The sequence below is a fragment of the Paenibacillus sp. ICGEB2008 genome, from assembly GCF_000307675.1.
GTDB classification, from domain to species: domain Bacteria; phylum Bacillota; class Bacilli; order Paenibacillales; family Paenibacillaceae; genus Paenibacillus; species Paenibacillus polymyxa.
Genome location: NZ_AMQU01000033.1, coordinates 21,144 through 32,940 on the forward strand (window position 1 = coordinate 21,144; position 11,797 = coordinate 32,940).

Annotated in this window: 11 protein-coding genes; 6 read left to right on the top strand and 5 right to left on the bottom strand. The window is 44.4% G+C overall.

Annotated elements, in window-relative coordinates; all coding sequences use genetic code 11:
- Nucleotides 1-167: 167 nt before the first annotated feature.
- The 6 genes from C400_RS0125315 to C400_RS0125340 all read left to right on the top strand — a co-directional run bounded on the left by C400_RS0125315 (nucleotide 168) and on the right by C400_RS0125340 (nucleotide 6,276).
- Nucleotides 168-1,277 (top strand): TolC family protein, encoded by a 1,110-nt coding sequence (locus C400_RS0125315; protein ID WP_017428666.1) that lies wholly within the window; start codon nucleotides 168-170, stop codon nucleotides 1,275-1,277.
- Nucleotides 1,278-1,312: 35 nt separating this feature from the next.
- Nucleotides 1,313-2,785: an efflux RND transporter periplasmic adaptor subunit gene (locus C400_RS0125320; protein ID WP_017428667.1), complete on the top strand. Its 1,473-nt coding sequence runs from the start codon at nucleotides 1,313-1,315 to the stop codon at nucleotides 2,783-2,785.
- The gene (locus C400_RS0125325) at nucleotides 2,782-3,519 is read left to right on the top strand and encodes an ABC transporter ATP-binding protein (protein WP_017428668.1); all 738 of its coding nucleotides are present in this window, start codon (nucleotides 2,782-2,784) and stop codon (nucleotides 3,517-3,519) included. Before C400_RS0125320 ends, C400_RS0125325 begins: the two co-directional genes overlap by 4 nt.
- The gene (locus C400_RS0125330; RefSeq protein ID WP_017428669.1) at nucleotides 3,516-4,730 is read left to right on the top strand and encodes an ABC transporter permease; all 1,215 of its coding nucleotides are present in this window, start codon (nucleotides 3,516-3,518) and stop codon (nucleotides 4,728-4,730) included. Before C400_RS0125325 ends, C400_RS0125330 begins: the two co-directional genes overlap by 4 nt.
- A gap of 65 nt (nucleotides 4,731-4,795) precedes the next feature.
- Nucleotides 4,796-5,737: a polysaccharide deacetylase family protein gene (locus C400_RS0125335; protein ID WP_017428670.1), complete on the top strand. Its 942-nt coding sequence runs from the start codon at nucleotides 4,796-4,798 to the stop codon at nucleotides 5,735-5,737.
- A gap of 62 nt (nucleotides 5,738-5,799) precedes the next feature.
- Nucleotides 5,800-6,276 carry an RNA polymerase sigma factor gene (locus tag C400_RS0125340; RefSeq protein WP_017428671.1) on the top strand — a complete coding sequence of 159 codons (477 nt, stop codon included), beginning with the start codon at nucleotides 5,800-5,802 and terminating at the stop codon, nucleotides 6,274-6,276.
- A gap of 131 nt (nucleotides 6,277-6,407) precedes the next feature.
- Here C400_RS0125340 and C400_RS0125345 read toward each other — a convergent pair whose 3' ends face one another.
- The 5 genes from C400_RS0125345 to C400_RS0125365 all read right to left on the bottom strand — a co-directional run.
- The gene (locus C400_RS0125345; RefSeq protein WP_017428672.1) at nucleotides 6,408-7,688 is read right to left on the bottom strand and encodes an apiosidase-like domain-containing protein; all 1,281 of its coding nucleotides are present in this window, start codon (nucleotides 7,686-7,688) and stop codon (nucleotides 6,408-6,410) included.
- Between the two features lie 75 nt (nucleotides 7,689-7,763).
- Nucleotides 7,764-9,065, bottom strand: a complete 1,302-nt coding sequence (locus tag C400_RS0125350; RefSeq protein WP_017428673.1) for a PTS sugar transporter subunit IIC — start codon at nucleotides 9,063-9,065, stop codon at nucleotides 7,764-7,766.
- A 154-nt stretch (nucleotides 9,066-9,219) separates the two neighbouring features.
- A complete protein-coding gene (locus C400_RS0125355) occupies nucleotides 9,220-9,519 on the bottom strand; it encodes a PTS sugar transporter subunit IIB (RefSeq protein WP_017428674.1) in 300 nt (99 codons plus the stop codon).
- Entirely contained in the window at nucleotides 9,516-9,872 is a 357-nt protein-coding gene (locus tag C400_RS0125360) for a PTS lactose/cellobiose transporter subunit IIA (RefSeq protein WP_016819955.1), read from the bottom strand. Before C400_RS0125360 ends, C400_RS0125355 begins: the two co-directional genes overlap by 4 nt.
- Nucleotides 9,873-10,060: 188 nt before the next feature.
- Nucleotides 10,061-11,797, bottom strand: a 1,737-nt coding sequence (locus C400_RS0125365; protein ID WP_017428675.1) for a BglG family transcription antiterminator, incomplete at its 5' end; no start/stop codon positions are given.

Here is an 11,797-nt window from a genome sequence, read left to right on the forward strand (position 1 = left end):
TCCTTTCTGGAATTTTGCAGCGAATAAAAATAAGATCTCAATCGAGTGACAGCCTTGATGAGCAAGTAACAGAGCAAATATGGTTCGAAAGAAAACATGTAATTCTCATAACAACGAGTTAATTAAGTATTGAATTTGATGAAAATTTTTAAAAAGTGGGGATATCTATGAAAAAACGTATGTTCATTTTATTGCTGCTCGCCTTGTCGGCCAGTTCTTTATCAGAGTCCTTTGTTCAAGCAGAGGAGGCGCAGCAGCAGGTTACCAAAGCAAGCGTGAAACTAACACTGAGCCAAGCCCAGCAATGGGCGCGGTCTAATAGCTTTAGCTTGAAGGAGGCCCAGCAAGCGATAGATCGTAACCGGATTAACCTAAAAAATGCAGGTAAGAATCTCGATTTTATTCCAGCAGGGACAGGCAACGGTGAAGAGGATGCGGCTAGTAGTTCAGCATGGAAGGGGTATGCCTCATCGACGGTTTCTTATCTGGAATCCAAGAAGCAAATCGAACTTGCCCAAGATCAGACAGACTACGCTGCAATGAAAAACTATTATGATGTGCTTCTGGCTGATAACAAAGTGAAGAATAGTGAGGATGCACTTTCGCTCGCGTTATTAGAGGAAAAGGCTGCTGAAGCGAAGGCCAAACGTGGAAAAATTTCTCCAGGTGATCAAAGTACGATTATTCAGACTCGTATAGAGGCTCAAAAGAATGTAGACATTGCAAAGACTGCATTACGAAAAGCGATGGATTCATTAAATACGCAAATGGGGCAACCTCAAGGTACGGTATATGAACTGGTTGATCGCCCTGTTTACCCCAAAATAGACAACACGAATTTGGATACGTTGGTGACGCGTGCAATCTCGGCGAGTCCTTCGGTGTGGAGACAGGAGGAAGCTGTCAAGCTGGCCAAGATGGAGGTTAAATATTACACCTGGAACTCAGGAACTGATGATTATGAAATTAAGCAGATTGATGTAGATTCAGCAGAAGGCGGACTGGAAAATACCAAGGATCAACTGGCAGAAACCTTGAAGAGTATGTACTTTAACTTACAGCAAAATGTTGAACAATACGAGCAAATGCAAAGTAATCTACAGAACGTAAATAAAGTATGGGACATTTCTCGTAAAAAAAAGGAACGTGGTTTTGCTACGGGTACGGAAGTCGCTACGAATCAATTAAAAGTGAAGCAAATCGAACGGAATATGGATGAGCTGATTGTTCAAATGACGTTGCTGCAACATGCTTTGAACAAACCGTGGAGCGTATAGGATTTAGAAAAAATACTTTTGAAGGGGATATAACATTGTCAGAAATAGAAAAGAAAGATGCATTGCAGGTAGTAAGAAAGAAAAGAAGGCTGAAAAGAATTATAGGCATTTTTGTCCTGATCATTATAGCGGGGATTGGCGGTACTGTTTATATGAACAGGAGTAAGGAAAAGCCTGTGGAGGGTCCTGCAAACCAGATCGTACAGGTACAGAAAACAAACATGACCGAGTCGCTTAAAGTCACTGGAACCGTTCAGGCTTCCAAGGAAGTAAACATTAATTTTACAAATGTCGAGGGTGCCAAGCTCGTCGCTGTCAATGTCAAAGCAGGAGATAGCGTCAAAGCAGGTCAGGTTCTAGCACGATTAGATGATTCGGATGCCAGGCTGCAAATCAAGGATGCCGAATCGAATGTGGCGATTGCAAGAGCCAAACTGGAGGAAGCCAAGCGCGGACCCAAAACGAATGATATAGAGTTGCAGAAAGCTAATGTCTTAAAGGCACAGATGGCGATTAAAACAGCCAAGAACACGATGGAATTAGAGGAAGCCGCTGCTCAAAAGGAGTCGGCCAAGGTGACTTTGGATAAGGCTCAGAAGGATTATGATGACCAGGCTTATCTGGTTCAGAATGATGCGGCAGCAGAAAGTGACCTGGCAACAGCCAAGCAAAATCTGGATAAGGCAAAATTGGATATGAGCAATGTGGAGCTGCAGTACAAGAAGGCACAGACCAAGCAAACTGAGGCGATCGAAGAGGCGGTAATGGGCTATAAAACAGCTTTAATACAATTAAAGGCTGCACAGTCCCCGCCCGAAGCTTCCAACATCCAATCCGCACAGGCTTCTTTATTGCAGGCTGAAACGGCATTAGAGCAGAAGAAAAGTGTCCTGAGTAAATTACAGGTTACGGCGCCGTGGGACGGGATCATTTTGAAGGTCAACGGCGACGTGGGTACCAGTCCTACTGCACCTTTTATTGTAATGAATAATTCAAACACAGGGGCTATGAAGGTTCTTGCCAAGGTTAACGAAAGTGATATTGCTAAATTGAAGACTGGACTTCAGGCGACAATGCACTCGAATTCATTTCCGGACAAACAATTTAAAGGCGAAGTCCTCTTTGTTTCTCCAGAGCCGGTTACCGAATCCAATGTGACTACATACAAAATCGAATTGTCTTTGGATAGCCAAAAGATAAGGCTGCAACCAGGGATGAATATGGATGTATCCCTTCTGTTAGCTGAACACAAAAATGCGTTATCTGTGCCGTTGTTTGCACTGAGATCTGAAGGCGGTGTGGATGGAGTATATGTGGCGAAGAACGCGGCGAATCCGGCGGATTATGAGTTTAGACCAGTGAAACTGGGTGTCTATACAGCAGATCAGGCGGAAATCAAGTCTGGTGTCAAGGACGGTGAGACCATTGTGATCCCACCTCAGGGTGGTAGTGCTGGTTCGAATGGCAGTCCAGAGGGTCAAGACCCTGATGGGGGGCAGGCACAATGAGTGAAACTCAATCCCATAAAACTGTAATCGAAATTAAAGAACTGAAAAAAATGTATGAGGTAGGCGGACAGAAGATTCAGGCTCTGCGCAGTGTTAATTTATCTATTAGCGAAGGGGAGTTTGTTGCTATCATGGGGCCCTCTGGTTCGGGCAAGTCTACCATGATGAATGTCATTGGCTGCCTGGATCATCCCGATACCGGAGAGTACTACCTGGATGAGTACTCCATATTGGATGCTAGAGAGAACGAGCTTTCGGAGATTAGAAACCAGAAGCTGGGTTTTGTATTTCAGAAATTCTATCTACTTCCCCGAACTACAGCATTAGCAAATGTAGAGCTGCCTATGATGTATGCAGGTGTACCTGCCAAGGAGCGTCGGGAAAGAGCCGTAGAGGCACTACGCAGCGTTGGCCTTGCAGAACGGATGTACAACAAGCCTAACGAGCTATCTGGTGGTCAGCAGCAACGTGTTTCCATTGCTCGGGCATTGGTGAATAATCCTGTTATTCTGCTGGCGGATGAGCCTACGGGAGCACTGGATACGAAGACGAGTATCGAAATTATGGAATTATTTCAAGGCTTGAATGAGCTGGGAAAAACCATCGTCTTGGTCACGCATGAGCTGGAGATTGCTGAATATGCCAAACGGTTGATCAGCTTTCGGGATGGTAATATTGAACGAGATGAGCCTATTGCAAATAGACGAATTTCATCAAGGAAGGTAAGCCTATGAATGTAATGGAAACCATCCGTGTATCCATGAATAGCTTAATCACTAACAAGCTACGCTCATTTTTAACGATACTCGGTATTATTATCGGGGTGGCAGCAGTTATTGCCATTATGGCGATCGGAAACGGATCTACAGCCCGCATAAAGGCGGAAATTAATAAATTAGGAAATAACGTATTGATGGTTGCGCCGGCTATGACAATGGTCGATGGTGAAATAGATTATGACCACACACCATCATTTACTTGGGCTGATGTCGAGGCGTTGGAAAAGAAGAAGTCTATAGATGCATTAATGCCGAATATAACGAGCAATTCAAAAGCTACGTGGGGGCGATATAACTATAACGCCACTATTGTAGGAACTTCCGCTTCATTTTATAAGGTCAAAAAGTTTTCCTTTGCCGAGGGTAGAACATTTACCAACGATGAGATGGACAAACGCATGAATGTCGCCATACTTGAAAGCCAAGCGGTTCAACGTCTTTTTGGTGGAGATAGCCAAAATGTATTGGGACGGACGTTTCAAATTAAGCAGATCCCTTTCAAGGTAGTCGGAGTATTGGATACTCAGCCAGTTACGAACTTAAGCTACAGTAGTAATGAACAAATTTACATCCCTGCTACAACCATAATGAACCGTCTGGGTGAGGAGAATATTACCAGATTGGACGTGTCTGCCAAGTCACCAGCCTTGATGGATCAGGCTCGCTTAGACATCTTGGAAAGCTTGCGTGTGACACACCAGCTAAAACCTTCGGAACCAGATCAATTTGAAATTATGAGTCTATCAGAGGCAGCAGGTGCAGCTTCTGGTGTAGATAGTATTATGACCAGCCTATTGGGTGGGGTAGCCGCGATATCCCTCGTGGTAGGGGGAATCGGAATTATGAATATTATGATGGTCTCAGTTATAGAGCGTACAAAAGAAATCGGTATTCGGAAAGCCATTGGTGCCAAGCCGAGAGATATTATGATTCAATTTCTGTCTGAAGCGATCATTTTTGGTCTGTTAGGAGGCACAATAGGAGTTGTTACAGGTATAGGAGCTTCCAAAATACTTGAGGCGGCTGCGCATATGACCATTGAATTTACAATCTCGCCGATCATATATTCGTTTCTTAGCTCTGCGGGCACAGGCATCCTATTCGGAGTATATCCGGCTTATAAAGCAGCAAGTTTGAGGCCAATAGATGCATTGAGGTACGAATAATTGAATGGGCACATGGTCGCAACATAAAACGTGAACTGCTTCTAGATTTTGGAGGAACAAATACTATGGAAAAAAGCTATGTGCAAAATAGAACCACAGCTCATCGAATGAAGAGGAAGAGAAGAAGACTACTGTTTATAATTATCATTTGTATTGTTCTAGTTATTATAAAACTCTTTGACATCTTCAGTAGTAAACCACAGCCAGTAAAAACGATTGAGTATGCAGAAAAAATAGAATCCGTATCAACCGACAAATTAAATAACGAATCCAAAGGGAGCGAATTCCTTGTAAAAAATGTTTCGGGTGTTGAGGATGCTGCATTTGTTGAAAACTACTTAAATCAGCAAATCCAAGGTCAAAAGCCCGATGGGATAGACGGTAAAAAGGTTGTCTATTTATCTTTTGATGATGGGCCATCAGTAACCGTGACGCCTAAGATTTTAGATGTTCTTAAAGAACAAAATGTAAAAGCGACGTTTTTTGTGGTCGGAAAAGCAGTCGAAGAAAATGAAGGTACTAAACATTTAACCAAAAGAATAATTAAGGAAGGGCATGCTATCGGAAATCATACCTACTCACATGATTATGGTTATTTATATCCTAATCAGACTGTGAATTCGAGCATTTTTATGAGCGATATTGAAAAAACAAATCAAATTTTAAAGCAAATTTTGGGACAGGATTTTTCCACAAGAGTGATTCGATTTCCGGGTGGCCATGTGACGTGGCAGAGAAAGGATCCCAAAGGTATGGAAGCGTTAGATGAAATTTTACATGATAAGGATTATCATCAGATTGACTGGAATGTGTTGCCTAAAGATGCGGAAGGTACCTCTAAGAATGCCGAGGAATTAATACACGAATTTATGAAGAGCATTGGGACTAGAGAAAAAGCAGTGGTACTCATGCATGACACTTACGGGAAGGAAGAAACAGCTAAAGCCTTGCCTGAAATCATAACATATTTAAAAAAGCAGGGATATGAATTTAAGACTATAGAATAGCTAGTGTATTTAAGTCAAGGGGAATACCGTAATCCATCGAAACAGAAAGGATAAGCCATAATATGGACATTAAAGATCTGGAAGATCTATATTTATCTCATAAATCAGAACTCCTTGGCTATCTTTTGAGAATAGTGCATAACAAACAGGATGCCGAAGATTTGTTGCATGAATGCTTTATTCGGTTTATAAGAGCTTCCCCTGATTTGCCCGAAGATCGTATCCGATTTTATCTTTTGAGAATTGCTAAAAATTTAGCCATAGATACAATAAGAAAGCGAAAAAAGATGGAGGAATATTTCTTACGTAAGGAGCACGTCTACTATCACTGGGATACCCCCGATTTTGAAATTCAGGATGAGGTCGATCGAATTCTTTTGATGGCAAGTAATACCGAGCAAAGGACGGTACTTAAATTGCGTGTAGTCCAAGGATACTCCATAAAAGAAACGGCTAGAATTTTAAATAAGAGTGAAAATTCAGTGAAATCTTCGCTTCACAGAGCTTCCAAACGTATTAAATTGAGATATATTTCCTGACCACAATGGAGTGCTTGCTTTTTATAACAAGAAGTAAGACAAACAGTCCCGATGAGAAATCTCGATTGCGGGGCTGTTTGTACGTTGTACATAGTAGTTGAAATGATGAAAAAGGCGGTAAGTAATCACGGTTATTTTCTTATGCCAATCAGCAAGACATCAGCTTCAAAATCATGCATCCCAATGATCGTGATTTGCTCTTGCACAGAGATTGAAGCTGTGCCAAAACGACGATTCTCCAGGTCAATGACCGTGAAGTCGTATTCACTCAAATCCACGTTTAGCTTCAGCACCGTGTTGATTGGAACGTAGATGGCGACCTTGGTGTAATCGGTGCTTACAGCCGCACGAATTTCTTCCGTATTTTTCAGCACTATGTTCCAAGGCTGCATATCTGTAATTTCATATATCCCGAAGAGCCATTTGACCAATCCATAATCCCATGCCCCTTCAAACTTAAGTGCAGACTGCCAATCATATGGACTGTCGAATCCCTCCCCAGTTACACCGAACCTTTTGCCTTTTCGATGCCAGCTCCAAATACCGTGAGCTCCATAGGTTATGCCCGCAGACGCCCCGGACAGAAGACTTTGCCAGGCTGCCTTACGAACATCGGCGCGGCTGAAGCGGCCATAGACTTTTCGACTGTATCCCATTTGTTCATAACAGGGCTCCGAGTTGAGCACCGGTCGGGTGACAGGCTTATTACAGAAATCCAGTGCGAGTGTATACGCCGTTGGTTGAAATTGTGAATTATGTCCTGACTGGTACATGTAAAAATCCAAATGGGGATCATCAATAAATTCCTCTGGCAGTGCCGCTAATCTTCCTTGAATATGCAGGGTAGTCAGACACTGCGGGCTGTGCTGTTTTATGGTATGGAGAGCAAGTCGGTAATATTGGTTGGCACGCTCGGAAGGGAAATCAGTGTCACCACTTATAATATAAATAGGGTAGAATTTGGAGAACCGATCGGCAATGTAACGTACATAAGGTTCCACTGCCCCAAGTGGCATTTTTTTCTCCTCACGAAGCTTGGCAGCCCAGGTATCCGGGATATAATTACACCATAGTAGAACCAGTGCAGGAACAAAGCCTCTGTTCACAGCCATTTCGATCATCGTCTCGGCTCTGGTGAAGTATTCTTCGTTCAGCATATAAAAATTGTAGCTGCCATCCTCGGCATATGCAAAAGGCTCATAGTTCAAATCGCTGTCACTTGCATCCCATTGGCGCAGCAAATTGATTTGCAAGACATTGAAGCCCTGACTTTTCCGGTAATCCAGATAATAGGCCCATTCCTCCAGCGTAATGTTGGTAAATGCGCTCCAAACCGTATCCGCCAAATAAAAAAAGGGGTTCCCCTCATTCATGAAATATCGTTTGTTCTCAGCGATACTCAGTTGAATCAAAAGCTTCCTCTCCTAACGATTGTAATGGCAGAAGCGGCGACCATGTATCCGTCCGCCGCTTCTGCTTTTTTTCTATTATAGAATAACAGGACTTGCTGTAGCTTCACTTGCTTGCTTGTGCAGTTGCTCCTGCGCTTCGTGTTCCTTTTTTAGAGCCTGCTTATCCAGCGCTCTAAAGAACGGGTAGTAGATCAGCATACTGATCGGAATGAGTACCAATTGTGCGGCGGCTAGTTTCCAACTGCCCTCAATGAAGCCCAGAGCAAAGATAGGGGTGCCGAAAGGCGGGTAAATTCCGATGGGTGCAGGCAACAAGCCGATGTTGGTGGCAATATAGCCGAGTACCGCACAAATGATGGGAGCAACGATAAACGGAATGGCTAGCAACGGGTTCAATACCATTGGAATTCCGAAGATCAGCGGCTCGTGAATGGAGAAAAAGGTACCCGGAAGACCAAGCTTGCCGATCGTGCGAAGCTGCTTGCTCTTGGCCAGGAAAACCAATAGCAGAGCAAATCCAAGCATCGGTGCATAGTTGCAGTAGATGGACCAGAAGGCCAGACCGATCGTGTTCGGAAGTGGAGCGCCTGCCTGGAAAGCGTCAAGGTTGGCCAGATCCAGACTCATCCAGATGGGTTTAACGATAGCGAGTATAACAATTGCACCGTGAATTCCGAACATCCACAAAGCCTGCATAATGATTAGCGCGATAATTAAAGCGCCGAGTGATCCGCCCAATCCTTCCAGTGGTATTTGGAGATAAGTGTAGATAAAATCGTGAACTGTACCAAATGGGGTCTGCATGAACAAACCAGCAACGATAACAAACACAAGGGCTACTAAGACAGCTGGGATCAAGCCTGAGAAGGTTTTGACAACGGTAGGCGGGACCCCGTCAGGCATTTTAATCGTCCAATTGCGGTCAACAATCCAAATATACAACCGTGCAGCAATCAAACCGACGATCATGGCAACGAACAATCCCTGCGCGCCGAGCCATTGAAGTGGCAAGGCACGAACTTTATCAAAGGTTTGGATCGGTGTAACGATAAGAAAAGAGAGAAGAGCGGTTGCCGCTGGCACAAGGGGGTCCTTGTCAAAAGCTTGCGCCAGTCTGTAGGCGATAAAAAAAACCGCATACAGTGCAATGATGCCAGTGGTCATTGTCGATGCCAACCCGATTATAGCCTTTACGGGTGCAATAAGATTCTGGTAAGGCTCCCAAGCAAGTGCAGAGAAGAGGGTTGCAAATGCTCCGATAATCAGAAAAGGAAGGGTGGACATCAGCCCGTTGGAAATTGCGCTCATGTAACGGTTTTGCTGAATTGTACCCGCCACTTTTTGAAGCTTATAAGAGAATTTTTGTTGGTTAGCCATATTTATTCAACTCCTACGATAGGCTTTCATCCACCTATATAATAACTTAGAGAACGCTTTCATTTGGCGAAACACCATGCAGAATATCATATATCGTTGCCCGATTTGACCAACCTTCTTGTTCGGTCTGGTGATGAGCATCTGACTCTGAGCTTTACAGCTTAAGCGCGTCTCCTAGCACTTTTTCGCCGTTCATCATTCCATAGTCTACTATATTGATAACACTTACCTTAATGCCTTTAGGTTCATATTTTGCCTTGAAATCATCCTGCAGGTAGCCGACCTGTGGTCCAATTAGCAGTATATCTGTCTTGTCGGCATATTCTTTAAACGAACTTTCGGAAGTAGCCCTGATTTCAACCTCAAGGTTTTGTGCTTGTGCCGCCTTTTGCATTTTCTGTACCAGCATACTTGTAGACATTCCTGCAGCACATACGAGTGTAATTTGTTTCATCCGTTGTTCCCTCCATTGGAAGTGTGATTTGTGATATCTTCATAGCGATTCAATCTGTTATAAAGCTCAATCATATGTCCCGCCAGATCTTTAGTTGTGATGGCTGACATAAGGTGATCTTGAGCATGTACCATAAGCAGTGTGACTTCGTGGGCGGTTCCGCCAGCTTCCTGTTGAATCAGTCTCGTTTGTGATTTATGAGCTTTAACCAACTCGGCTTTGCTTTCTTCAAGCCGCTCTGCCGCCAACTGGGTGTTACCCTTTTGAGCAAGAGCGATTGCTTCCATCGCTTTACTCTTGGCAACACCTGAGTTGGTGATAATTCCCATAATGATTTCTTGATACTCCTCCATCTCGTTCACCTCATGCTTTTTTCTCTTTAACTTACAGATTCAGTGTATAGGTTTGCTGCCGAGATCTAAACCCAAGTCTTTTCCGCCAGTAACGGAAATTCATTCATTGCTACTACGCTTTCATTTTAAAAAGCTCCAAGCAGCACCCGCTCTGTGAATATCAGCTAGATGCACTGCGAAAGCTTGGTTCAATACAGCTTATATTTAACGATAATCCTGGAGAATTCCTCGTACGTTTCGCATTTTAACATCTGCTGGACGATATCCGAATTGTCGACCAGTTCCATGAGATGGTTATACATTTTAGACGGTGGCTCTTTACCGTTTTTTTCAATGCTGAGTAGACAGATGAACTGCACTGGTTTGTCGCCCCACTCGATAGGTTGTTGAAGGGTACAGACCGCCCATACGGTTTGATTGCTTTGCGGAATGATAGGGTGAGGAACGGCTACCAAATTTCCGTAAGCCGTGGGTGCAGCCTGTTCTCGTTCCAGAACGAGTCCAATAAAGCCTTCGGCAGAGCGGATCAGCCCTTCAGCATATATTTTTTGGCCCAGAAATGAGATGACCTCTTCCTTGGTGGTAAAATTTTGTCTCAGAAATACGAGTTCCTTCCGAATGTAGTGAAAATCAAACTCGGCTTCACCAGCCAGCAAACTTTCAATTTTCTCCATATCGCTGCCCCCAAGAAGAGTCTGCACGACCACGACTGGAACCGATAATGGCAGCTGAATGGGAATGGTGCTCACCACGAAATCAATGTCATGGAGGGGAACCTGCTGAAGCTTGTAATATTCCGTTGTACCCGCCACCTCAAGCGAGCTGCCAAAAGTGCTTTGCAGTTTGTACTTGAGTAGCCGGGCGCTTCCAACTCCTGAAGTGCAGACGACCAGACAGCGTTTTGGCCGGGTGTTCATACGCTGTCGTTCGATGGCTGCCCCGATATGAATGGCGAGATAGCCCATCTCCGCTTCCGGGATCGCAATATTCAGCTTGCTCTCGATCAGCTTGGTGCCAATGACTCCCGCTTGAAAAGCCAGAGGGTAGTTGCTCTTGACATGCCCCAGCATGGGGTTTCGGATGTTCATCCCGTACTTTACCCGGTTCAGCGCCGGCTTCAGATGAAGGCAGATGCCTATGAGCAGTTCCATATCACGGCTGATGTTCAGATTCAAATCCCTGTCGATCTCGGCGAGCATTTCCTTGCCCAATTCATAGATGTTCCAGTCCAGCAGCTTCTCGGGTCCCATGTCCTCTATTTGTTGTCCTTCAATTCCGACAAACCACTTGTTTCCGGCAAGATGCATGGCAATGTAGGCGATTTCATCTTCGGGAAAAGACAACTGCAATTCCTTTTCGATCAGCCCGACAATATGCTCGGCAGCCCGAAATTCGTCGGTGCCCCGCAGATCTCCTATTTCCGTCGAGAGCATAGCTACCTGGTTTCCGTCACGAATACGCTTGCAGGCGATTGCAATATGAATAGATAAATTGCTGAACGCGATATCGGAGAGCGTTACTTCATATTTCTGAGTTTGTTCCAGAACGATCCCGCAAATCAGCGTCATTTCGTGTGGGGTGACGATGCGCAGCGCTGCATGAAGTGTTCCGCCGTGTTCTTCGGAACGACTTACAATAAACTCGGACAAGCAAAACCGAAGCTGAACTTCATCACCCTTCAGTTTGACTCCGTAATTTGGCCGTTTGCCAATGGTGATTCCGTAGCTTTGGAGGGTTTGTTTGACCTCTTTGAAATCATTCTGCACCGTAGACTTGCTTATATATAGCTCATCTGCGAGGTCTTCCAGCTTCACATAATGATCAGCGAGCAGGAGACGCTTGATTAAATACAATTGCCGGTAGCCGGGAGAACCTGGATCATCGGGCTCGCCAGACATGAATAAATGCTGCAGCAGTGCACGAAA

Excerpts from the sequence above, each read along its gene's own strand:
- C400_RS0125315 (WP_017428666.1), top strand. The coding sequence starts at position 168 with ATGAAAAAACGTATGTTCATTTTATTGCTGCTCGCCTTGTCGGCCAGT.
- C400_RS0125325 (WP_017428668.1), top strand. The coding sequence starts at position 2,782 with ATGAGTGAAACTCAATCCCATAAAACTGTAATCGAAATTAAAGAACTG.
- C400_RS0125330 (WP_017428669.1), top strand. The coding sequence starts at position 3,516 with ATGAATGTAATGGAAACCATCCGTGTATCCATGAATAGCTTAATCACT.
- C400_RS0125335 (WP_017428670.1), top strand. The coding sequence starts at position 4,796 with ATGGAAAAAAGCTATGTGCAAAATAGAACCACAGCTCATCGAATGAAG.
- C400_RS0125340 (WP_017428671.1), top strand. The coding sequence starts at position 5,800 with ATGGACATTAAAGATCTGGAAGATCTATATTTATCTCATAAATCAGAA.
- C400_RS0125350 (WP_017428673.1), bottom strand. The coding sequence starts at position 9,065 with ATGGCTAACCAACAAAAATTCTCTTATAAGCTTCAAAAAGTGGCGGGT.
- C400_RS0125355 (WP_017428674.1), bottom strand. The coding sequence starts at position 9,519 with ATGAAACAAATTACACTCGTATGTGCTGCAGGAATGTCTACAAGTATG.
- C400_RS0125360 (WP_016819955.1), bottom strand. The coding sequence starts at position 9,872 with ATGGAGGAGTATCAAGAAATCATTATGGGAATTATCACCAACTCAGGT.